Source organism: Cohnella sp. (genome assembly GCF_041641335.1).
Taxonomy (GTDB): Bacteria; Bacillota; Bacilli; order Paenibacillales; family Paenibacillaceae; genus Cohnella.
The window spans coordinates 1-23,021 of record NZ_JBEPYQ010000011.1; the positions used below are offsets into that span (position 1 = coordinate 1).

General features: G+C 55.4%; 17 protein-coding genes. 8 read left to right on the forward strand and 9 right to left on the reverse strand.

The window, feature by feature from the left end:
• Positions 1-561 precede the first annotated feature (561 nt).
• The 5 genes from ACESLM_RS05140 (at position 562) to ACESLM_RS05160 (ending at position 4,935) form a co-directional block, all read left to right on the forward strand.
• Complete coding sequence (locus ACESLM_RS05140) at positions 562-1,473, forward strand: ABC transporter ATP-binding protein (protein WP_372630315.1); 912 nt, start codon at positions 562-564, stop codon at positions 1,471-1,473.
• Positions 1,470-2,405, forward strand: a complete 936-nt coding sequence (locus tag ACESLM_RS05145) for an ABC transporter permease (protein WP_372630317.1) — start codon at positions 1,470-1,472, stop codon at positions 2,403-2,405. Before ACESLM_RS05140 ends, ACESLM_RS05145 begins: the two co-directional genes overlap by 4 nt.
• 37 nt (positions 2,406-2,442) lie before the next feature.
• Entirely contained in the window at positions 2,443-3,138 is a 696-nt protein-coding gene (locus ACESLM_RS05150) for a DUF4097 family beta strand repeat-containing protein (protein ID WP_372630319.1), read from the forward strand.
• A gap of 495 nt (positions 3,139-3,633) precedes the next feature.
• Complete coding sequence (locus ACESLM_RS05155; RefSeq protein ID WP_372630321.1) at positions 3,634-4,716, forward strand: bifunctional 3-deoxy-7-phosphoheptulonate synthase/chorismate mutase; 1,083 nt, start codon at positions 3,634-3,636, stop codon at positions 4,714-4,716.
• A 129-nt stretch (positions 4,717-4,845) separates the two neighbouring features.
• Positions 4,846-4,935 (forward strand): putative holin-like toxin, encoded by a 90-nt coding sequence (locus ACESLM_RS05160; protein WP_372630323.1) that lies wholly within the window; start codon positions 4,846-4,848, stop codon positions 4,933-4,935.
• Between the two features lie 105 nt (positions 4,936-5,040).
• On the opposite strand, the gene ACESLM_RS05165 is transcribed toward ACESLM_RS05160, so the two are convergent.
• Together ACESLM_RS05165 and hprK are read right to left on the reverse strand one after the other, a co-directional pair.
• The gene (locus ACESLM_RS05165; protein WP_372630325.1) at positions 5,041-6,078 is read right to left on the reverse strand and encodes a TraB/GumN family protein; all 1,038 of its coding nucleotides are present in this window, start codon (positions 6,076-6,078) and stop codon (positions 5,041-5,043) included.
• On the reverse strand, positions 6,075-6,989 hold the full coding sequence (hprK, locus tag ACESLM_RS05170; RefSeq protein ID WP_372630327.1) for an HPr(Ser) kinase/phosphatase: 915 nt from the start codon (positions 6,987-6,989) through the stop codon (positions 6,075-6,077). The genes ACESLM_RS05165 and hprK overlap by 4 nt, the downstream gene beginning before the upstream one ends.
• Before the next feature lie 125 nt (positions 6,990-7,114).
• On the opposite strand from hprK, the gene ACESLM_RS05175 reads away from it, so the two are divergent.
• Entirely contained in the window at positions 7,115-7,477 is a 363-nt protein-coding gene (locus ACESLM_RS05175; protein ID WP_372630329.1) for a hypothetical protein, read from the forward strand.
• 358 nt (positions 7,478-7,835) lie between these two features.
• Entirely contained in the window at positions 7,836-8,573 is a 738-nt protein-coding gene (locus ACESLM_RS05180; RefSeq protein WP_372630331.1) for an AAA family ATPase, read from the forward strand.
• 95 nt (positions 8,574-8,668) lie between these two features.
• On the opposite strand, the gene ACESLM_RS05185 is transcribed toward ACESLM_RS05180, so the two are convergent.
• Entirely contained in the window at positions 8,669-9,148 is a 480-nt protein-coding gene (locus ACESLM_RS05185; RefSeq protein WP_372630333.1) for a MerR family transcriptional regulator, read from the reverse strand.
• Between the two features lie 183 nt (positions 9,149-9,331).
• On the opposite strand from ACESLM_RS05185, the gene ACESLM_RS05190 reads away from it, so the two are divergent.
• Positions 9,332-10,192: an SDR family NAD(P)-dependent oxidoreductase gene (locus ACESLM_RS05190; RefSeq protein WP_372630335.1), complete on the forward strand. Its 861-nt coding sequence runs from the start codon at positions 9,332-9,334 to the stop codon at positions 10,190-10,192.
• Positions 10,193-10,286: 94 nt separating this feature from the next.
• Here the strand turns inward: ACESLM_RS05190 and ACESLM_RS05195 are convergent, their stop codons facing one another.
• The 6 genes from ACESLM_RS05195 to ACESLM_RS05220 form a co-directional block, all read right to left on the reverse strand.
• The gene (locus ACESLM_RS05195) at positions 10,287-11,681 is read right to left on the reverse strand and encodes an MDR family MFS transporter (RefSeq protein ID WP_372630336.1); all 1,395 of its coding nucleotides are present in this window, start codon (positions 11,679-11,681) and stop codon (positions 10,287-10,289) included.
• Between the two features lie 162 nt (positions 11,682-11,843).
• Positions 11,844-12,989, reverse strand: coding sequence for a glycoside hydrolase family 88 protein (locus ACESLM_RS05200; RefSeq protein WP_372630338.1), 1,146 nt, complete (start codon positions 12,987-12,989; stop codon positions 11,844-11,846).
• 81 nt (positions 12,990-13,070) lie between these two features.
• On the reverse strand, positions 13,071-15,365 hold the full coding sequence (locus ACESLM_RS05205) for a helix-turn-helix domain-containing protein (protein WP_372630340.1): 2,295 nt from the start codon (positions 15,363-15,365) through the stop codon (positions 13,071-13,073).
• A 52-nt stretch (positions 15,366-15,417) separates the two neighbouring features.
• The gene (locus ACESLM_RS05210) at positions 15,418-16,296 is read right to left on the reverse strand and encodes a carbohydrate ABC transporter permease (protein ID WP_372630342.1); all 879 of its coding nucleotides are present in this window, start codon (positions 16,294-16,296) and stop codon (positions 15,418-15,420) included.
• A 14-nt stretch (positions 16,297-16,310) separates the two neighbouring features.
• Positions 16,311-17,216: an ABC transporter permease gene (locus ACESLM_RS05215; protein ID WP_372630344.1), complete on the reverse strand. Its 906-nt coding sequence runs from the start codon at positions 17,214-17,216 to the stop codon at positions 16,311-16,313.
• 374 nt (positions 17,217-17,590) lie between these two features.
• Complete coding sequence (locus tag ACESLM_RS05220) at positions 17,591-22,885, reverse strand: polysaccharide lyase family 8 super-sandwich domain-containing protein (protein WP_372630346.1); 5,295 nt, start codon at positions 22,883-22,885, stop codon at positions 17,591-17,593.
• Positions 22,886-23,021: the final 136 nt, after the last annotated feature.

The window sequence follows — 23,021 nt, forward strand, 5'->3', positions numbered from 1 at the left end:
AAGCGGTGTTTTTCTATTTACAAGCCCAATACCTGATCACCTTGAAAGACTACAACGACATGCTCTCAAGATGATTTGTGCTCTGCGAAAGTTGAGTTATTAAGCCAAGATCGTATGCAAGAAATAAGGTTACTCCACCAGCAAACAAGCACTCTGCAGTGAGATATCGATAGTAGTGCCCCTTCACCAATAAAAAAGGGACAAGATTGCACAGTAAAAGAGGAGCAAACACCGTCCAAAAAGGAAAAGCAGGTTGGTCCAGATACATCAATATAATAACGGCGACAACCCATAGGATGCGAATGGCAAGCATAGTCCAATCCTGCCATGACCACCGATTCGTGATAAGAACACGCATATAATGCAACTCCATTCACTCTTAGTGAAATGAACGACAACTGGCCCGACCACGCCCGAGATTCCTTGTCATATCCAGGTCATGACTTCTTGTCACTCGGCTTTATGACAACTGTTCTGTTAGGGTGAGGATGGCTGAGATGAATCCGTAAGAATACGGAAAATTATATCTTATTCAAATTGCTAAAAAAAGGAGTGGTTGCATTGTCGCTGCTGCAAATTCGTGATCTCACAAAAAAAATAAGAAACAAGACCATTGTCGATCAGGTAACACTGGATATGGAAAAGGGAGAGATACTTGGATTGCTAGGTCCTAACGGAGCAGGAAAAACGACGACGATTCGGATGATCGTCGGCCTTATGTCTAAATCAGGAGGCCAAGTGCTGATTGCTGGTACGGATGCTCATGTACACTTCGAACAAGCCATGAAGCATGTTGGCGTGATTGTGGAAAATCCCGATTTGTACAAATATCTATCCGGCTATGACAATTTGGTTCACTTCTCACGAATGACGCCAGGAGTGACAGAAGCAAGAATCCGGGAAGTCATAGCTCTCGTTGGATTGGAGCATAGCATCAACGACAAAGTAGCCACTTACTCCCTAGGCATGCGGCAGCGCTTAGGCCTCGCCGTGGTTCTCGTCCATAAGCCTTCCCTGCTTGTACTGGATGAACCGACCAACGGACTCGATCCGGCCGGGATCCGCGAACTGAGAGGCCACTTGAAGCATTTGGCACAAAAAGAAGGAGTGGGAATTATGATTTCCAGTCACCTCATGTCCGAAATGGAGATGATGTGCGAGCGCGTCGCCATATTACAAAAAGGAAAGCTTGTTGGCATTCACAAGATATCGGATATGGCAGACGATGAACGAACGCAAGTCCGATTCGAGATCGACCGACCGGATTTAGCGGTACAGATCCTGCAATCGATCATGTCCGGCGATGAAATCACGACCGATCAACGGCACATACAAGTTCAAATCGCCAAGGCGAACATTCCGGAGATTAGCAGGAAGCTTATGGCAGCTGGAATTAACGTGTACGGTGTTCACCTGGTCAAGAAGACACTGGAAGACAAGTTCATGGAGATAACGGGAGGAGAAGAACATTGATTCCATTCATTCGAAATGAAAATATGAAGATTTATAAACGGAAGCGTACGTGGGTGATGATTGCTATCGTCCTGATATACGTGCTGCTCCAAATCGTGAATTTGAAAACAGCCGATACCAGCACTGCAAGCGATAACTGGAGGGCACAGCTCGAACAAGAGAACATGCAGTTTCGGAAAGAAGCTGCTAAGCCGGATGCGTTGAAGATTGAAATCAAGCAGGCCGAGAAACACCTTGTACTGAATCAATACTATTTGGATCAAAACATTCCGCCTAGCACCAATGCATGGAGTTTTGCGGTGAGCCAGGTACAAAACATCATATTTGCGGTTTCTCTCATCTCCGTCATTATTGCCGGCGAGATCGTTGCCGCCGAATTCGTATCCGGTACAATTAAGCTGCTGTTGACGCGATCGGCGAGCCGCACCCAAATTTATTTGTCCAAGTACATCGCTGCCATCCTGTTCGGTCTGCTATTATCTGCAGTCGGCATACTAGGGTCTATCCTTCTTGGAGGCTTCATATTCGGTTTCGATGGGTTAGTGGACAACTATTTCTATGTAAAGGGTCAAGTCGTAGGAAAAATTCCGATACTGCAGGCTTTACTGTCAGGATACGTGCTCAATATTCCATTTCTGCTAATCGCAATTACATTAGCTTTCATGATTTCTGCTGCCTTCCGGAGTACGACATTCTCTATCGTGATCTCCCTGCTCGTATCGCTGACTGGGTTCATTATCGCGATTGCGATGAACGGCTGGGCCTGGACGAAATACTTCGTCTTCTCTCATACTGACCTAACGCCGTTCCTATACGGGAATCCTTCTGTTGGTGGGGTAACATTAGGATATTCCCTTGTGTTTGTAGGGCTCCATCTCGCGGTCATGCATTTGATATCATACCCTATTTTCGTAAAGCGTGATGTGATCTGATAAAGAAACCTATAACGGAAGATAAAGGATGAACCTAATGAAAAGAATAAGGAGCACCGTACTCTTCGCAATATTGCTGTTGATTGCGGCCTGCGGAGCGAGTGAGGAGACGGCGACGAAGAAGCTGGATTTGCCGGTGAACGATCTGACTAAACTTATCATTGACCATCGGAATGGGGACATTCAGATTACCGGAACCTCCGATTCGGATAAGATCGAAGTCGTTGCTCTGGTCAAAGCCAACGGGGTCAGCATGGACAAATTGAGGATAAAGTTGGAAGCCCAGGGTGATACAGCCTATTTAGATGCATGGTTTAAAGGGCAGTTCCTTGCTACGGGATCGGGGGCAGTCGATCTGGAAATCAAAGTTCCGAAGGAGCTTATGCTGGATATAACGTCACATCGTGACGGCAATGTCCACATTTCAGATCTATCGTCTAGTGCCAAGATTGACAACGTTAATGGTAATATCCAAGTGGTAAACCTGTCCGGCTCGCTTGAAATCGATAATCGAGACGGCGACATCACGGTACGCGATATCGGTACGGATGTATCCATCAACAATATCAATGGACATATTACAGTCGACCAGGTAGGTGGCTCAGCCAAGATACTTGTGGGAGACGGCAGTCTGGATATTAACCATGTGGCGAAAGATGCATCCATTACGCAGTCAGGTAACGGCACAATCAATATCGGCGAGGTAAAGGGAAACATCCTTCGGAATAAATAAAAGCAAATGAACCTTCTTAACTTTTCACCCTGCTTGTGGTACGGATTGAAATCCACAATGCTAATACCTCCGCCGCCGCAGAACTTTACCGCAATGATGCAAACGCGCGTTAACCCGCAGCCTTGCGGGGCTGAAAGCTTTGCGGTAGAATGCACCTAACACTTGAATAAGCTGCCTAACGGCAACGACGGAGAGAGTAAGCGAACAGCCTTTGCTGCCAGGGACGGAGCGCCACCGACTGAGAGCGCCCGAGCGAAGAATCCGCCGAAGTTCACTCCCGAGCCGGTTCCTGATAGCGTATCCTACGAGGATTCGCGGTAGGGCAACCCGTATCCCTGCGTTAAAGGTTAGAGTGAGAAATGAATCCGAGGCCGTATCCGGAGCGGCGAGATGCATTTCTAATGAGGGTGGTACCACGACTTCTCGTCCCTTGCGGAGGAGAGGTCTTTTTTTTGTTATACGCGAACCTACGACCTATATAAGGAGAGATTGATCATGAGCAACGCTAAATTGGAGGAGCTTCGCGGACAGCTCGACTCCGTGAATCAGCAGCTTTTGGAGCTTCTATCGGAACGAGGCCGCATCGCGCAGCAGATCGGACAAGAAAAAGAAAAGCAGGGCGTACCCAAGTACGACCCCGTTCGGGAGAAAAAAATGCTCGACGAGCTGGCCGCCTTGAACAAGGGGCCCTTCGATAACGAGACGATCCGCCATCTGTTCAAGCAGATGTTCCAGGCCTCGCTTAAGCTGCAGCAGTCGGATCATGTCAAGCATCTGCTTGTCAGTCGCAAGAGACATAAGGAAGATACGGTCGTATCCGTCGGAGACATCGCGGTCGGCGGCGGCAAGCCGATTCTGGTCGCCGGCCCTTGCTCCGTGGAGAGCTACGAGCAGGTCCGCAAGACGGCTGCCGTGCTGAAAGCTTCGGGAATCTCGGTCATGCGCGGAGGCGCGTTCAAGCCGAGGACGTCTCCTTACGACTTCCAGGGACTTGGCGTCGAAGGCTTGAAAATCCTGAAAGAGGTTGCGGACGAATTCGGGTTGAGAACGATCAGCGAGATCGTCGATCCCGCGCACGTCGAACTGGCTTGCGAATATATCGACGTCATTCAGATCGGCGCCAGAAACATGCAAAATTTCGAACTGCTCAAAGCCGCCGGCGACGTGAGGACGCCTATTCTGCTTAAACGCGGGCTCGCCGCGACGATCGACGAATTTCTGCACTCGGCGGAATATATCGTATCAAGAGGAAATACGCAAGTGATGCTGATCGAGCGGGGCATTCGCACTTATGAGAAAGCCACGCGCAACACGCTCGACATCTCGGCCGTGCCGATCCTGAAGCTTGAGAGCCATCTTCCGGTGCTCGTCGACGTAACCCATTCGACCGGCCGCAAAGACATTATGGGGCCATGCGCCCGGGCCGCTCTCGCCGCGGGAGCCGACGGAGTGATGGTGGAAGTGCACCCGGATCCGGCTACCGCCTTGTCCGACGCCGCCCAGCAGATGAATTTCGACGAATTCCGACGGTTCCTGGAGGAGGTCGGCTTGCCGACGCAACGGCTTGCCGGCAAATGATGTAGAAACAATAGTTCCAGGAAAAAAGCTCCAGTAGTTCCAAGTGCACTTCCACATATAACCATATAATTATAAGTTAGAATTACAACTTGTAGGCGGCGGACAGCTCTTTCGGAAGGGGGAGGCTGTATGATGGATTTATCCCAAACGATCTCGGCGCTCTTCGCATTCGGCATGTTTCTCGTAACGTTGCTCGCTTACATTGAGAAGAGGAAATAATCCGCGTGGTTCCTGGTGTGAAACCATACTGTGAAACAACCGCCTAATACAAGTTGAAGAGCCGGATCGGTTGCCCGATCCGGCTCTTATGTCTGCCTTGAACGCCTATTGAACAAACTCGACCTCGTAGCCCTTCTGTTCCAGAAGCGATACCAGGCCGCCTTCCCCGACCATGTGCAGGGAGCCGACAGCGATGAGATAGGTGCCGTTATCCCCATGCTGGAGATAGTCGTCGATCTTGTCCGTCATCTCGACATTCCGCTTGAGCAGCAATGCTTCATTATACTCGTCGAACAGCTCGCCCATCGATTCGCGTCCTTCCTGTTCGAATTGTTCGTGGACGGCTTCTAACGCGTCTATCTCCCCGGCCCGCCACATGTCGATCAACTGCTGCATCCCTTCCATTGCTTTGCCGCTATTGCTCACCGTCTGATGGAAATAGTGCTTTTGCAGCTCCTCGGAAAGCCCGTCGAACAAGTCGAGCTGGGATTCCAACGACTCCAGTTCGATGACCCCTTTTCCTTCCTTATGGGCTTGCTTCGCAAAATGCAAGTCGATCCCATCGGTCAGCATGAACCGCATGGCCGGGAGGCTCTCCAGCATCATCGCCGCGTACCAGGGCTCGTATTGATCGAGCATCGGAGCGGCAGAGGCCAGCAGCGACTTTTTCAGAATCGACTGGAATCGTTCGTAGTCTTTCTCGTCCACGACATCCTTAAGCGTCGTCCCCTCCGGCAGAAGCGCTCTCTCGTTCACGAGCTCGAGCGTCCGCTTCTGGTCGGCTCTCGTCAAATCCAGCTCCAGCGCAACGAAGTCCGCTTCGTCCAATGCCTGCTCCAGCTGCGGATCGAGCGGGTACATCCCCTTGTTGGCGATATGGATCGTTCCGACCAAATAGCCGGGATGGGCGCCGCCTTCTACTTTCCATAGGAAACCTTTGGCGGGCTCAGCCGGTTCCGGGTAAGGAGATTGTCCGGGACTCGGGGAAGGAACCTCGTCCACGACGGGAGCTTCGGAAGCGATCGGCGTCCCGGAAGCCGTCGAGCCGGGTGCCGTCTCGGTCGCCGAGCTGCACGCGGATGCGAGCAGCAGGAAGACGGCCAACAGCGCCGGCGCCGCGAATCGCGCAAGATGCCGGATCATTTCATCTCCCCTTCGATTCGCTTCATGAATTCCTCCATCGCGCTGTAGCCCTGCTGCTTCAAATACCAGCTGTTGGCCGCCGCTTCGATCATGCCGGCGACGTCCCTGCCCGGCTGAAGCTGGATTTCCAGGTGGGGGATTTGCACGCCGAGATAGTCGGTGTACTTCTGCTCCATCTCCAGCTCGTTGTTCAGCGCTTGGTCCTTCCACGGGCACAGCTCGATGTCCAGAACGATGCGCGTCTCGTCCTGGAACGCCTTTCTGCCGTACAGACGAACGACGTTGATCAACCCGATGCTGCGCAGCGCGAGAAATTCCCGCGTCGTCTCGTTATGCGTGCCGAGAATCGTCTTCGGGCTCAGCTTCTTCAGCACGACGATGTCGTCGGCGACGAGCCGATGCCCTCTGCGGATGAGCGTGTGGGCCGTCTCGCTCTTGCCTATGCCGGATTTTCCCCGCAGCAAAATGCCGATGCCCGACACGTTAACGCATACGCCGTGAATGGCGATCTCCTGAGCCAGCGCTTGCGTTAAGTAGGCGTCCAGCTTGCCGAGAAATTCCGTCGTCGCATCCGGCGTCCGAAGCAGCGGAATGCCTTCCTGCTGGCAGTAAATCATCAAATACTTCAGACCTTCTTGGTTCGCGGTTACGATAAAGCAAGGAGGATGATATTTCACGACGTTGCCGATGTGCAGCTTCCGTTCTTCCTCGGTCTGCTTATGCAAGTAATTGATTTCCTTCCGGCCGAGTACCTGCACCCGGTTCATCGGGAAGAAATCGAAATAGCCGACGAACTCAAGCCCCGGCCGATGGGCTCTCGAACGCGTGATGACGCGATCCAGACTGTCTTCTCCGGCCAGAATCTCCAGCTTGAACTTCTCCTGCAATTGTTTCACCGTAATGGATTTCAATCGATTCCCCCCTAACGCCTTCATTATAGCAAAAATAACCTCATCTTCCACATCGGCAGCCGGCTTACATAAGTTCTTTCATTCTCTCATATCTATGGAATATCGAAAGAGATGGAGGTTATCGAATGAACGTCGACAAGCTAACCCGGTACTGCCAGCTGAAAGCCCAGATCAAGCAGACGGAAGACGAACTCGAACAGCTTCGCAGGGAGATCACGAACGAAATCTCGCAGGACGCGGAATTCGCCTTCGGCGACTACACCCTCAAGATCGTCTACCAGGAAAAAAGACACTACAACGACCAGCAGTTGGCCGCCGCCTTGCCCGATCCCGAGCTGTGGAGAGCGTTTTTCAAAGCCGATGCGGCGAAAATATCCGCGCTCGTCAAGACGGGACTGCTAAGCGAGAAATCGCTCGAAGGCACCTACACGACGACTCGCACGCCTTACTTATACGTGACGTCCACGCTTCGCGAGACGCAAACGTAAAGCCCGAAGGCGCAGTTGCCTTCGAGCTTCAAGTCGCATGCTTGGGGGCCGGATGCGGTCCTTCCCTTACGCGTTATCCCTTTCGTTCAGCCTTGATCCTGTCCGCCAGCACCGCCAGATCCTTGCCGTTCTTAATGGCGGCGGCGTTGAGGGCGAGACTGTCCACGTAGGACTCGGTCAACTGATTCATGGGATCCCTCGCATCGTTATAGTCATCTTTGATTACCTCCCGATTGAACTGGGGTTTCCCTCTCACAATGGGGAAAAAAGGTCGCAACTTATATAGATTCGCAACTTCGGGCGATTAGAATCGTTAAAATAAGTAAAAAGCCTTATTCTGCAAGGAGACCGTACGTCTATGTACCTGAAAGAAGTGACAATATTGCAAGACCGCTTCCCGTCCCGCGGCGGTTATCCGTTCTCCGTTCCCGCCCTGCGCAAAACCGACAGGCTGCGCTTCGAAGCTCCCGTGACGTTCTTCGTCGGGGAGAACGGCTCCGGCAAGTCCACGCTGCTCGAAGCGATCGCTTGGCAGTGCGGCTTCCACACGGGAGGCGGAGGCGTTAACCAGATTTACGAGCTGGAAAACAGCGAGGCGGCTTTCGGCCCCTATATCCGCCTTTCCTGGCTGCCGAAGGTGCGCAACGGCTTCTTCCTGCGCGCGGAGTCGTTCTTCGACTTCGCCAGCCATCTGGATCGGGAAGCCAGAGAGCAGCCCCGGTATCGCGACGAGATCTACGCTTCTTACGGAGGGAGGTCGCTGCACGAGCAATCGCACGGCGAATCGTTCCTGAGCCTGTTCCGCAGCCGCTTCGGCAAGCAGGCGATCTACCTGCTGGACGAGCCCGAGGCGGCCTTGTCGCCCGCGCGCCAGCTTAATCTGCTGTCCATCCTCCACGGGATGCGGTCGAGCGCCCAATTCATCATCGCGACGCACTCTCCGATTCTGCTCGGCTTTCCGGACGCGCGCATCTATTCGTTCGACGAAGCTCCGATCGCCGAGATCGCGTACGAGGACACGCTGCATTACCAGTTGACCCGAAGGTTTCTCGAAAACCGCAGCGCCGTGTTCCGCGACTTGTTCGGCGGCGATTGACTTTTCGCAAGCCAAGGCGTCTCAACAACACAGAGGGGCATGCAGCGTTATCCGGCAACCCGGAGAACGCGCATGCCCCTTCTGTCCGCTTCTGATCAGCGCCGGACCGGCTTGCCGACTTTGGCCGACACGGAAAAATAACTCAGCTCAACGGGCGAGACAGCTTCCTTCCTTAAAGCTCCGTCCTTGCTTTCATTCGAGCAGTCCCCTCGGTATTTCCCTTCCTTCAGCTTCATGTCGATAAAATCGACGACCTGCTGCAGCGAGGCGATCTGGCTGACGATCGTTTCCCGGTGGCTCCTCAAGCGCTCTGCCAGCTCCGGGTATTCCGCAGGATCCGCGTCAACGGAAACCGCCAGGAACGGCCGCATTTCCTCCAGCGGCATCCCCGTTTTCTTCAGGCAGGAGATCAGCCGGATCGTATTGACGTCCTCCTCCCGGTAGACGCGGTGCCCGTTGTCCTTCCGGTTCGCCCGGGGCAGCAGCGCGATCTTCTCGTAATAACGGATCGTGTCCTCGGAAATTCCGGTTTGCGCGGCGGTTTGCTTGATCGTAAACGTCTGCCCTGCCTTCATTCCGTTCCCTCCCGGATATCGCTTTTGGGTGCATTATACAACTTGGAGCTGACTCCAAGTCAACCTTGTTATTTTCGGGATATTAAATTTGGTTTACGCGCCTTGACTTGGAGCCGACTCCAACATCTAGAATGTACGCTATCCGGCGGGAAATAGCCTGCCCCATACAGGAGGAGACGTACGATGAACGCGAACCAAAGCGAAAATATTGCATTGATTACGGGCGCAAACCACGGCATCGGGCTGGAGTTAAGCCGGAAATTGCTGGCGGAGGGCTGGCAGGTAGTTGTTTTGAACCGCTCGGACTTTCCGGCGGACGATACGAAGATCCGGGAAGCGGTCGAGAGCGGGCAACTTCGCGTGTATAAAACCGAGGATCTTGCCGATTATGCCAGCTTGAGACGGTCTTTGGAAGAAATCAAAAGCAAGGAGCGGCGGATCGATGTTCTGTTTAACAACGCCGGCGGGAGCTTCTCCCAATTGAGCTATTCGAAACAAGGGCGCGAGAAGCATTACGAACTGCAGACGGTCGTTCCCTATATCATTGTGATGGAATTGATGGAGCTCTTGAACAACGGCCTCTTGAAAACGGTGATCAACACCTCGTCCTCCGCACTTGCCTATACGAAAGAGTTTAATCTGGAAATTTTGGAGCGACCCAAAACCTTCCGGAAGCTGCTTGGCCCTTACGCCGCCTCCAAGCTGGCGCTTTCGTTATGGACTCGGGCCATCGCGCCGCAGCTTGCCAAGGCCGGCATCAAGATCCGCAGCGTAGACCCGGGCGGTAACAATACGCTGAGATCGGGGAAAAAATCCGGACTCCCTCTAGCGGTTGGCTTGCTTATGAGACTGTTTTTCGCTCCTCCTACCCACGGGGCTAATCGACTGTACGAAGGCGCTCTCGGGAAGCACCGTAACGAGACCGGCGTGTTTTTGCTGAAAGATCGGATTGCGGACCTGAAATTCGCGGATCAAGCGCAGAACGTTTTGGAAAGGCTTCATTCGATTTATGAGCGCGAGTTTCTTGACGCGACCTCGCTCTAAAGTCACCGCTGCATACACATAGAAAAAGCCTTCAAACACTCGGGGGACTGACCCCTTGCGTGTCTGAAGGCTTTTTCTTTAGGATGCGAATGCGTCAAGCCGCCTTCGCTTGTTCCACTTTGCCGGCTCTGGGCAGCAAACCGGCGATGAAGATTTTGACCAGCGCGATGGCCAGCAGCAGAATGAAGATCGCGTGCATGCCGGCCGCCATTTGCGACGGGACGTCCTCGGTCACGACCCGGTTGAACAGCATGCCGAATACGGCCACCGCCACCGTCTGCCCGAGCGTCCCCATGAAGGAGTTCGTCGAGGTCGCGACTCCGCGCATGTTGGCGGCGGCGGAATTTTGAATCGTCACGATCGCCGGCGTGCTGATGCAGCCCATGCCGAAGCCTACCAGTACGAGCAGCCCGATCACGTGCCAGTATGAGGAACCCTCGTGCAGCGTGTACAGCCACAAAGCTCCGACTGCAACGAGAATCGTTCCAAGCAGCATGAATCTGCCCGCCCCGAAGCGGAACATGTACCTGCCCGACAGATTCGAAGCGATCGGCCAGGCGAGCGACATCGGCATCAGCATCAATCCCGATGTCGTGGCGCTGAGCCCCATGACGTTCTGAATCCACAGCGGAATGTAGATCGTCACCCCGGCGACGATGCAAAATCCGAAAAAGCCGAGCACGTACGGAATCGTAAGCCGCCGCTCGCGGAACAGCGACAGAGGCAGCATCGGCTCCTTGGCCTCGGATTCGACGAACAGGAAGACGGCCAGAAATACGAACGACACCGTAAAGAGACCGATGATGGTCGGCGAATTCCACGCGTACGTCTCGCCTCCCGTCAGCAGCGCGAGCAGCAAGGACGAGACGCTGATCGTAAACGTCAACGCGCCCCAGTAGTCGATTCTGCTCTTGGCGACTTTGTCGAATTTCTCGTTCAAGAAACCAAGAACGAGGACAAAGGAGACGATGCTGATCGGAATGTTCATATAGAAAATCCAGCGCCACGAGATCGTATCGACGAAATAGCCGCCCACGAACGGACCGATCAAGCCCGCGATCGACCACATCGAGGACAATACGCCCTGCACCTTGCCCCGCTGCTCGCCGGTATACATATCGCCGATAATCGTGAAAATAACCGGGGTCAGCGCGCCCGCTCCGATCCCTTGAATCGCCCTGTACCAGATCAACTGGGTCATCGTCTCGGCCGCTCCGCATAGAATGGAGCCGATCAGGAACAGCGACAATCCGATCGTGAAAATCAATTTTCTCCCGAACAGGTCGGCCAGCTTGCCGAAGATCGGGGTCGTGACGCAAGTCGTTAACGTATAGATGGAAAAAATCCAGCCGATCAGGCTCAGCCCTTGCAAATCTTTGACAATGCTTGTCGTCGCCGTCGTCACGACCGTCGAGTCCAACGCACCGATGAACAGCGCGGACAGCAGCCCGATCGTTACGACCGTCCGGTTTGTTTTCATCTGAGACATGTTGCTTTCCTTCTCTCTTGCTTATAATGCTTGCTTCGATACTCTACCGATCATAGGCTTGAGCCTATTCTTTGTCAACGCGAACAGAAGGGTGCGCGCAGACGCCAAGAAGCGCCCTCTGCGATCTGCAATCGCGGGCGCTTCTTGATCGGTGCCTTCCAACTAGCCTCTATCGGATTCCTCCCAGTAGCCCTTGATCCCTTTTTCCAAACGGACCAAAGCTTCCAGGTAGAAGTAGTCTCCCCACACGACGAAGTCGTCCGGAGAAGAGTTGCCTCGTACGTGATACGAACCTCTGGAGATCAGGCCGTCCACGTCGGGCTTATCGATCGTCGCGTAATTGCGCACGAGCGATTCCATCGTCCGCCGCACGCCTTCCTCGAAATGCGCCCGATCGGGGTCATCCCGCTCGATCAGGTCGAGCAGCTCCAGCAAGCCTGCCGACACGATCGCGGAAGCCGAGCTGTCGCGATAAGTCGCGTCGTCGACCGGAACGTCAAAGTCCCAATAGGCGACATGGTCTTCCGGCAGATGGCTCAGGAAGAAACGCGCCAGCCGCTTGGACGTCTCGAGATATTTCGCGTCCCGCGTGTAACGGTAAGACAAGGCGAAGCCGTATACTCCCCAAGCCTGCCCGCGCGTCCAGGTCGATCCGTTCGTATAGCCCTGCGCCGTATCGCCGCCGACCGGCTCGCCGTTCTCCGGCTTGAAGTGGAACGTATGATAGGAGGAGTCGTCCCCGCGCACGAGATAGCGGCGGCTCTTGTCGGCATGAAGGACGGCGGTCCGCCGATACCGTTCCTCTCCGGTCTGTTCGTACGCCCAGTGCAGGAGAGGCAAATTCATCAGGCAGTCGATAATGATGCGCCCGCCGTTCACCGGGTCGCCGGCCGGCCCCCAAGCCTGAATGTACTGCCCCTGCTCGCGCCACCTGGCCATCAGCTTGTCGGCCGCCCTTAACGCGAGCCGCCTCGCCTCCTCGTCGCGCTCGATGATCCATTGCGCTTTCGCGGAAGGCGAATACAGGAAGCCGATGTCGTGGTGATCGAGCACCCGGTTAGCCTCCAGCCGCTCCCGGAAGCTGGCCACCGTGCGGACGGCGGCCTCGCGGTAAGCTTCGTCCCCGCTGTACTCGTAGCACAGCCACAGCATGCCCGACCAGAACCCGTCCGTCCAGTCGTCGTTGTTCGTCAGCACGTACGACTTGCCTCCGTCCGTGCTGACGTGCGGAAACCGCTCTCCGAACCTCTCGATATTACGCTTCGTCTTCGCCAGCGCGTCCTCGATCGCCGTTTGCCACAAGCTCATCGGTTGTTCCCTCCCAAATCCGGACTGCCCAGCAGCGCGACTTCGGCCGCCTCCGCGCCGTCTGAACTCCCCCATGTACAATCAGCCCCGGCTCTGCCTATATTGTCCGGGCGTGATGCCTTCGTATTTCTTGAACACGCGCAGCAGCGATTGGCTGCTGGCAAAGCCGCATTGCTCCGCGATGTTCTGAATCGCGCCGTCCGTGGACGTCAGCAGCGACTTCACTTTGTCGATTCGCCGCTTGTTGACGAAATCGATCAGGTTCTCCCCGGTCTGCTCCTTGAAGAACCGGGACAGATAGGTCGGATTGATGTCGAAGGCCAAGGCGATGCTCGTCAAGCTCAGATTCATGTCGCTTAAGTTGTCCAGCACATGCTCCACGACCTGGCTCTTCAAGTCGGTGTTGTGGCTTTTCTTCTTCTGCTGCAAATAGTCGCACACCGTTTTCAGAAATGCCAAGATCTCCTCTTCCATCTCCGCGAAAGTCTCGCACTGCGTAATCTGCTTGATCAGATCCGTCTTCTCGACCATAATTTCCGTCGTGCCGAGCTGGAACTGCTCGACCGCTTTCAGCATCGTGCCCGCCAGCTCGAACATGAGCAGCTTGGCCATCTGAGGAGACAGCGTGCCTTCCGAGAAATTCGCCACGAGAATGCGCTGCAGCACTTCCGCCGCCTGCTCGTAATCGCCCGCGGCCATCTGGTTGATAAGCTGACGCTCTTTGTCCAGCGGATAGTACAGCTCGTTTTTAGGCCGCTTGACGGATTCGTACGCGATAATCTGGTTGGAGCCGAGCACCAGCTTATACTCCAGCGATTCCTCGGCTTCCTCGTAACATTTCGGAATCGAAGACCAGAGCGTATGAACGTCGCTCACCCCGATGGAGAAACGAATGAAGAACCGCTCCTGAATGAATTTTTTTGCATCCGCCGCAATGTGCAGCAGCTCTTTTTTCGCTTCCTTCTCCTTGCCGAGAAAGTTGACCAGACAGGCGATTTTACCGTCGATCTCGGTAAAATAAGCCCGGTAGCCGGACGACAGCATTTCGCCGAAAATGTTCGTGACGATCAGGTAGACGAATTGCGATTTTTTGTCCAAATCCAGCTTCTCGTTCGCCTGGAACAGCGGAGCGTAATCCTCGATCTGCATAAGCAGCACCGCGAAGCGGTCCGTCTCGAAGCGCAGGTCGTGCGACTCGATCGCCTGCGACAGCGCGGATTCCGTATCCACCCGGCCGGCCAGCAGACGATTCAAAAATTGATTGCGCAGCACGAGCCTCTGCTCCTGCATCCGCTTGTTGGCCTCGTCCTGAATCGCCGCGCTCTCCGTCATGTACGACTGCAGGACGGCGAACTCGTTCGACATGCTCTTCATATTCGTTTTAACCTTGCTGGACACGAAGTCCATCATGTTTTGAATCGGAGCGTAATTCCGTCTCGTCAGCCAGAACGCCGACAGCCCGCCCAAGACGACGCACAGCAGCATCGCCAGGTAGATCAGGTTTTTCAGCAGCGTCACTTTGGCCAGATAGACTTGCTCCGGCAGCACCGAAATGTAGGTCCAATTCGTCTCGTCGGACCGGACGTAAGAGATTGCCGCGTTGCTGCCTTCGATTCGCTCGACCATAAAGCCGCGAGCATTCCGCATCAGCTCCAGAGGGAGCTCCCGCAGCTCGCTTTCCGTGCCGGTCGTCATAATCGGGCGGCCTTCCCGGTCGAGCACGTACACGGACCCTTGACTGGCCAGCTCGATGTGAGAGACGGCTTCCTTGATCCTGCTCTGGTTCATCAGCACGACAAGCGTAGCTCGGGACTGCTTCATCTCCTGCAGCGGCAGGGATTGCACGTAAACAAGAGAGTTCGCTCCCTGCTGCATGTTCTCGTTCAACGTCATGAACGTTCCGGGATCGCCCTTCTCCACCCAATCGAGCCACTCGCCGTAACTGATCCCGGAATTTTTGTGCAGCACGGAATACAAGTCGTCTGCCGGCATAAATGTCGTTGTCGTAATACCGGAGTTATGATTTTTAAGATAAATGTAGACGTCGGTAATATCGCCGTTCGCGAACGTATACGACTTCAAATTCGTGATGATGTCCATCGTGCTGAACCTGGCTTCCGTCGTATTAAGCGTATCGCGGTTCAAGTAGGCCGTCATTTTCGGATCGAACGATAACTGGGTGCCGAAGCGCCTGATGTCGGCGGTCTGATTGTCGACGAATTGCCGGACCTGATCCAGAAGCGTGTCGTTGGACTTGCGCACTTCCGTGACCAGCATATCCTGCGATCGCAGCAATACGACCAAGGTTATGAGTATTGGAATAAACAGGACGAACAGATAAGAATACAGCCAAAACTTATAAACCTTGCGCTTCATATCAGTCTTCACCGCCGATGTCGAGTATCGTCCGAGTCCGCGATTGCGGCGCTTACTCTTTCACAGCTCCAATCATGACGCCTTTGGCGAAAAATCGTTGCAGGAACGGGTAAATCAGCAAAATCGGAACCGTAGCAACCATAATTGTAGCATATTTAATGCTTTCTCTTACGCCTTCCTGGTCGGCCATCGCATCGCCGAGCTGCATCGAGCTCGTATCGTTCAGGACCAGGATTTCGCGCAGAATGAGCTGCAGCGGGAACAGCTCCCGGTTGCGCAGGAACAGCATGGCGTTAAACCACGAGTTCCAGTGGGCGACGCCGTAGTACAGAATCATGACCGCCACGACGGGCATCGACAGCGGAATGACGATTCGGAACAGAATGCCGAACTCTCCCGCTCCGTCGATCTTCGCGGATTCGATCAGGCTCTCCGGAAGCGCCTCGAACGACGTGCGCATAATGATCAGATTCCACGTGCTGATGGCGACGGGAACGATCAGCGCCAGCAGGCTGTTGCCCATATGCAGCCAATTGTTGACCAGCAAGTACGTCGGAATCAGGCCGCCGCTGAAGTACATCGTGAAGATGATCGCGATCATGATCGGCTTGCGAAGCAAAAACTTCCTCGACAAGCCGTAAGCGCCCAGCGCCGTGAAAAAGAGGTTGGTGAGCGTGCCGACGATCAGAATAACGAACGTATTGCGGTACCCGCTGAAAATGTTCGGATTGTCGAGCACGCGAGCATAGGCGTCCCAACTGAAGCCGAGCGGATTAAGCAGCAAGCCTTGGTGCGCGATCAGACGGTTCGAGTCGCTCAAGGACGCCATAACGACGTGGTAAAAGGGATACAGCGTAATGACGACGAGCAGGAGCATGAGTATCCCGTTGGCAAAGTTGAAAACGCGATCGGACGCGGTCAGTTTCATCATCTATCGTTCCCTCCTTACCATAGCCGGTTCCCGGATACGCGTCGGGAAAACCAGTTGGCGCTGATGAGCAGTGCAAAGTTGATAATCGCCTGGAACAAGCCGACGGCGGAGGTGAAGCTGTAATTCTGTCCTTCGGCGATCCCTTTGCGGTAGACGAAGGAAGAGATAATGTCCGCAGTCTCGTAGGTGTTCGGATTGTAGAGCAGGATGACCTTCTCGAAGCCGATATCCATCAGACCGCCGATGCGCAGAATGAGCAAAATCATAATAATCGGAATCAGGCTAGGCAGCGTAATGCTCCACATCTGCCGGAATCTGCCCGCTCCGTCCACTCTGGCCGCCTCGTACAAATCCGGATTGATGCCGCTGATCGCCGCCAGGAAAATAATCGACGACCACCCCAGCTCCTGCCAGATGCCGGAAGTGACATAGACGCTGCGGAAGTTGGCGGCGTCGCCGAGCAGGGTGGTTCGCTGGCCTCCGAAAAACTCGATCATCGCGCTGATGAAGCCGTCGCGGTTCGTAAAGTCGAGAATCAAGCCGCAGATGACGACAAGAGAGACGAAGTGAGGCAAATACGTGACCGTCTGGACGACGCTCTTGAACAACTTCCTGCGAATTTCGTTCAGCAGAATCGCCAGCAGAATCGGCGCCGGAAATCCGAAGACGAGCTGGTAGACGCTGAGCAGCAGCGTATTGCGCAGCACCCGCCAGAAGTAAACGCTATCGAAGAAATCCTCGAAATTTTTTAAGCCGACCCACGGACTGCCCAAGATCCCCTTAGGAATGCTGTAGTCCTTAAAAGCGATGATCGACCCGTACATGGGCAAATACTTGAAAATGAAGTAGTACAACACGACCGGCAGCACCATCAAGTAAATGGCTTTATTCTGTACCAGGTCCTTTTTCAGCTTCTGCATCATAGGCGCTCTCCCGCTTCCCAAGGGTTCATAGTCCGACTACCTTTCGCTTGCTTCGCAATCGGCCGATGCCGGCCATTTGGCCTCATCCTGAACTCCATACTATCGAGACGGGGGGCGCGTGTATATTTTCAACTCTTTAGGACGTATGCAAATCTAGACAAATCGCGGATTACAATTCTTTACGCGGTTCATTTATTTTTGGAATGGCGCGGCAAACCCTTGCGGGATAGGTGGTTTGCCTCCTGGCATTAGGGAGGCTGCAGCTGCGGCTCCAGGGCCAAGTTTTGGCCCTGAGGACTCCCCAAGAGTGGCTGGCTCCAATATCGCACATTAAAAAAGGCTCCCGGACAAATCCGGGAACCTGTAGCCGATCAGCCGTCGGAGCCGTCCAACTTCTGCATCAGCCTGAAGATCAATGCAGCACCTTCGGCGCGCGTTCCGGTCTCCAACGGGCCGAACTTCGTCTTCGAGCGGCCTTCGCCCACCCCGAGTGCGTTGGCTTTGCGGATTGCCGCTTGCGCCCATCCGGGAGCCGCATCAATATCGGCAAATTCGGTAGATTCGTTGTCCGCCGCGATGACGCCCGTCTTGTATTCGTAAGCGCGAACGATCATCGCCGCCATCTCCTGACGGGTAATCGAAGCGTTCGGCGCAAATTTCGCGCCGCCTGCCCCTTGCACGATGCCCGCCCGCACCGCCAGAGCAACGTCATGCGCGTACCATGCGTTCGGATTCACGTCGGCAAAGTCGACCGTTGCCGCTTCCCGAAGATCCAGCAGGCGAACGAGCAGCGTCGTAAATTCGGAACGCGTAATCGAACGGGCAGGCTCGAACGAATCGAGCGATACGCCCGTAATCAGCTGTCTGGCCGCGAGCTGCTTCACTTGCCCGCTTGCCCAGTGCGAATCGGGCAAATCCGCGAATTGCTTCTCGTATGCGAGAACCGCGTATCGGCCCGGCTCGCGCACGTCTGCCGCCAGCTTGCCGTCGCCGTTCACTCCGCCGACGTACTTCAGCTTGCCGTCCGCTTCGATCCGGTAAATTCCGACCAAGCTTCCGTCGATAACGGCAGGCAGCAAGAGGGACAGCGGCTCTTCAAACTCGCCCAAATCCGCCGATGCGCCGCTCGACCGCGTCAGGCTCAGCGTAAATCCGACTGCTCCTCCGGCCGTTCGGATGGACGCTCCGGTGCGCTTCCGCTCCGCGGCCAGCAGCGCGTTAAGCTCGCCTTCCTGCACCGCATTCGTCCGCAGCACGATGCTGCCTCCCTGCGCGGAGTCGTCTTCCGCAAGCTTCTGCCACAACTTGAGCAATGACGCCGGAACGTCGATTCCGATGCCGTTCGTTTCTATCGCCAGAGCGTTGTCCGCGAGCCACTCGGCGGCATTGCCCGGCAAAACCAGTTCGGAGACCGGCTTGTCGAAGCTCAGCTTGACCTGTCCGTTAACCGCAGCCTCTTGCTGAAGCCTCTCTCCGGTAATTTCCACCCGCTCCGGCAACGGTTCGGGGGTAATCGGAGGAGAAGGAGGAGTAACTGGAGAAGGATTTGTCCTGCCCTCGCTGCCACTTCCGTCACCGTTGCCGTTCCCGCCACCATTGCCATTGCCATTGCCATTGCCATTGCCGTTACCACTACCATTTCCATTACCGTTACCATTGCCGTTGCCTTCGCCCGGTCCCTCTGCACTCTGCTTAACCGTCAGCGTAAAAGATGCCGACTTGCTCGCATAAGCCGCGGATATAATCGTCGTCCCGGCAACATGGGCGCGAACAGTGCCGTCCGCGTCTACGGCGGCGACCGTCTCGTCGCTGCTCTCGTATTGAACGCCCGCCGTTACAAGCAGACGAGAATCGTTGCTGTACAGCGCCTCCGTACGGATGGACGCGGTAGCGCCCGCGAGCAATGACTCAGGGGCCGAGACGACTAGACCCTCAAGCGTCGGCGCGTCCGGCTTTAATGTAATTTCCAAATAGGACTTGTAGATACCGTTCTCGTTTTCCTTGCTTCGGATATCGGCAGACAGGTCCGTCGTCAGCTCCTTCAGCGAGACGCTGAAGACCCGATTCGGTCCCGTCAAGGAACGGGCCACGTCCGACACGTCGAACGATCTCCACTGAAGCTGGTTGGAGAACAGGATTTTGTCCATCAATGCTCCCGCCGCGGGCTTCGTATTCCATGTCACCGCGCTCTCGGACCAATCGTCGGCAATCCGAAAAGCTCCGATCTCCGCCGTTCCTGTACGGCTGTCGTTAATTCTGCTGTACACGAACAGCTTGGCCGAGTCGATCTCCGCGCCGGCTTCCAATTCGTTCAGATCGAATTTCAGCAGCACCTCGCGCAAGTAATTGCCGGTTCCGTTTTTGATATTCAAATACCCGACCGAGCCGAAGTTGGTCGAAGCGCTGCTTCCGGCGTTGACATAGGCATCCTCGGCAACGGGTATGACGATCGGCTGCTCGAACTCCACCGTGCGGTTCGGGTCGAAGCGCAGCTTGATCGCATAGGTTTGCCCCATGCCGCCCTGCGTGTCGATCTCCAACCGGAGATAGGGCATCGTCTGCAGCACCCGAACTCTCGAATCCGCTGAGATCGTCTCTCCGGCCACCTTGGCGAGATCAACGACGACCTTGTTCGCCTTCCAGGTCGGATCGGACACCGCTACCGTCAACTCCGTTCCCTGCTCGCGTACTTGGACGGAAGCCGGACGATCCGTTCTCACGCCTGCTGCCGCGGTGCCTTCCCAGAAGTTGTAGGAGCTTAAGCCCAGCTTCTTCTCTTTAACGGCATGCACCTGGTTCGTCTGGCTGAGAATCTCGATATCGGGATTAACGCTGTAGCTCTCCGTCGCCGAAGCATCCTGATTGGGCAGCAGAACGTAAGCGTAATCGCCGTTGTCCGGCGCCGTTCCGTGCCCGAAGGCCAGGCTCAAATAATTTCTCGTCACTTCGTCGGCGCTCTCGCCCGAATTGATCGCCTTCCACGAGCCTGTTCTCGCTTCCCGCAAGGCGGAAATCGCCGGACTGTGCGGGAAGTAGTAGCCGATCCGCTCACCCGGAACGTTCCCTGCCAGATGCGCCCACCGAACGTCGCTCAACGTCGCCTGCCAGCCAAGCTGGCTCGGCTGCGCTTCGCCGTTGACGAGCAGGACGTTATCGCCGGCATCGTTGATCTGGCGATTCTCCACGATCGTCTCCACGTTGCGCTGGTCGGGGCTTGCAATGCCCGAACCCAGCGCAACGATCTCGTCGTCGAACATGAACCAGGACTTTTTCGCTTTCAGATTGCTTCCCGTGCTCTTGCTCAGGGACATATCCAGACCTGCCGAACCGTACAGCCCGTCGATCGACGAGCCGCCGACCCAATCGCTGCCGTTATAGAAGGAACCCCAAGCCGCCGGCGCTTTCGCATAGCCGTCCGTCGTCGTCCCCGGCAAACGGAAGCTGTTCACCGTCGGCCAGTATTGGTTGCTGAACTGCTTCAGATCGTCAGTGTACAAGCTTGTCATTCCGATGCCGGTGTACCAGCCTTTGGCATTTTCTCCATTGCCGAACTCGAAAGCCGAGATCCGGTCGGAGAACATGCTGATGCCGAAGCCGAAGCCTTCCCGCAGATGCGCGACACGGTCCATCGCCGAAAATTGCTGATGCTTCACAAGCGGTCCTCGCGGCGTAACGACGGGGTCCGTCGCGATGCTCTTGAGCACGTTAATATCGTACAGGGACAGGCCGCGATAATACGATTCGAAGCTGGTATCCGCGGCAATCCATTCCTTGATCTTGCTTTTCATGCTTGCCGCATAAGGCTCGGGAGCTCCCTGCGTCAATCTTCCTATCATGCGAATAATGCCCCGTCCCGTCAGATGGTCGGAATCCCGCGAGCGCGAAATGCTGCGCCCTCTGACCGAATCCATAATCGCCCCTTTGTAGATCAACGGTTCGAAGACGTTCTCCACCCACCGGTACACATTTTCCACGTTCGGGTCCGTTATCTCCCACGGCGAACCGCTGTACAAGTAGAGCAAATCCGATACCCGCCCCAGCAGAACGGAACCGTAGCCTCCGGTATAAGCGTTGTTGCTGTGCTGGATCAACGAGCCGTCTCGGTAAATGCCGTCGCCCGAGCTCGCATACTGGAACTCGCCCGAGATGGAGCCTCTGGCCAGGTCGACTCTCGCGGAATTATCGCCCAACACCCCGGACAGCGTGACGACGAGAGCTTTGTCCAGCAGATTGGCGCCGGTCTCAACGACGCTTGCGTTCTGCACCCGTTTGCGAGGATCGGGCACAAACCGGTCTATCGTCTGCAAGTATTGGCTGCGCTTGGCTTCGGGCAGCTCGTCGTACAGCAGCACAAGGACGTTGGCAAGCGCTTGGGGCGCGCCTATCTCCCAATCCCACCAATTGTCGCTGATCGACTTGCCCGGATGATACTGATATTGATGCATCCATTCCAGCGCTTTCAGCGCGTCGCTCAGCAGTTCGGCATTGCCGTAGTAAGCCGAATGAGGGTTCGAATACGCCGCCGCCATGTCGACAATTCGGCCGTAAGCGCTCGAAATGTTGGCCGACTTCGTATTCGTCTTCGTAATGACGCCCGCGAACAAGGCGGTCGGATCGGCCTCCTTGCTGAGCAAGTCCCAGCTTCCCGTCTGCTCGGCATTCGAGACTTTGGCATTGAGCAGCTCGATCTCCAGTTGAATGTCGGGATCGCCGACCTGGATTTCCTGCCCTCCCAGCAGCAGGTCGCGCCATTTCGCGCGCAATGCGGCATAGCCGTCCAGCATCTCGGACGATTCGATCATCACTGTGCTCTGTGCCGCGAACAGCCCATCCGTGGTAGCTGCGCGAATGACAGCGGTTCCAATATCGTGAGCCGTAACCGTGCCCTGCTGATCAACGGTCGCCACGCCCGGATTCAAGGAGCTCCACGTCAACTCGTAACCGGAGCTGTCCGCGGGCAGCACTCGGGGAACCAGCGTAAAGCTGTCGTCCTTGCGCAGCTTGACCGTCGCCGGCTCCAACGCAAGGCTGGTCATGCCGTCCCATTCCTGAAGCGTAATATCGTCAAACCATGCCGTTCCCGTGCCCGTTTCGAAGAACGGCTCCAAGCGGATGTAACGGGTCGATTGCGGCGCGTTCAGAATCATCTCCCGATACGTCCAGTCGTTCGTTCCGGTCAGTTTGCTGAGACTGGGACCGTCCCCGATTTTCACGTTCGATCCGTCCTTGGAGATCAGCGTCTCCCAGTACTGGGTTCTGATGAATACGCCCTGGTTGGCGGCAACGTCCTCTGTCTTGATCCAGGCTCCCAGCTTAAACGTCCTTCCTCCGGCAGGCACCTGGTCCACCGTCACGTCCTGGCTTAATCCGGTTCTGGCCGTGGCCGGGTGCTTGACTTCGACCGAGCTGCCGCCGGAACGGTACACAGCGTCCGTCACCGATACGAGCCCGCCGGCGGTAGCCTTCCATACTCCCCAGCCGTCGGCTCCCGCTCCGTTCACCCAATCCGCTTGGCCGGTTTTCACCGTTTCGAAGCCGCCGTTATACGCCAGATTCGAGGAAGCTGCCCGAACGCTCGGCTGGGCAGCCGGCGCTGCCGCAGAAATCAGCTGAACCGCCATCGATATCGCCAGCACCCTGCTCACACCTCTTAAAAGCGCTTTCAAGAACATCACCTCTGGATAAATTGGATTGAATCATGCCTGGAGTAAAAAAGAGGCTGTCCCAATAAGCCAGGGCAACCCAAATGATCAGAAAAGAATGGGGATATATCTCCATGTTCAGGAATCGATCATTTGATGT

Coding starts and splice junctions, on each gene's coding strand:
- ACESLM_RS05150 (WP_372630319.1), top strand. CDS start 2,443: ATGAAAAGAATAAGGAGCACCGTACTCTTCGCAATATTGCTGTTGATT.
- ACESLM_RS05155 (WP_372630321.1), top strand. CDS start 3,634: ATGAGCAACGCTAAATTGGAGGAGCTTCGCGGACAGCTCGACTCCGTG.
- ACESLM_RS05160 (WP_372630323.1), top strand. CDS start 4,846: ATGATGGATTTATCCCAAACGATCTCGGCGCTCTTCGCATTCGGCATG.
- ACESLM_RS05165 (WP_372630325.1), bottom strand. CDS start 6,078: ATGATCCGGCATCTTGCGCGATTCGCGGCGCCGGCGCTGTTGGCCGTC.
- ACESLM_RS05175 (WP_372630329.1), top strand. CDS start 7,115: ATGAACGTCGACAAGCTAACCCGGTACTGCCAGCTGAAAGCCCAGATC.
- ACESLM_RS05180 (WP_372630331.1), top strand. CDS start 7,836: ATGTACCTGAAAGAAGTGACAATATTGCAAGACCGCTTCCCGTCCCGC.
- ACESLM_RS05185 (WP_372630333.1), bottom strand. CDS start 9,148: ATGAAGGCAGGGCAGACGTTTACGATCAAGCAAACCGCCGCGCAAACC.
- ACESLM_RS05190 (WP_372630335.1), top strand. CDS start 9,332: ATGAACGCGAACCAAAGCGAAAATATTGCATTGATTACGGGCGCAAAC.
- ACESLM_RS05195 (WP_372630336.1), bottom strand. CDS start 11,681: ATGTCTCAGATGAAAACAAACCGGACGGTCGTAACGATCGGGCTGCTG.
- ACESLM_RS05200 (WP_372630338.1), bottom strand. CDS start 12,989: ATGAGCTTGTGGCAAACGGCGATCGAGGACGCGCTGGCGAAGACGAAG.
- ACESLM_RS05205 (WP_372630340.1), bottom strand. CDS start 15,365: ATGAAGCGCAAGGTTTATAAGTTTTGGCTGTATTCTTATCTGTTCGTC.
- ACESLM_RS05210 (WP_372630342.1), bottom strand. CDS start 16,296: ATGATGAAACTGACCGCGTCCGATCGCGTTTTCAACTTTGCCAACGGG.
- ACESLM_RS05215 (WP_372630344.1), bottom strand. CDS start 17,216: ATGCAGAAGCTGAAAAAGGACCTGGTACAGAATAAAGCCATTTACTTG.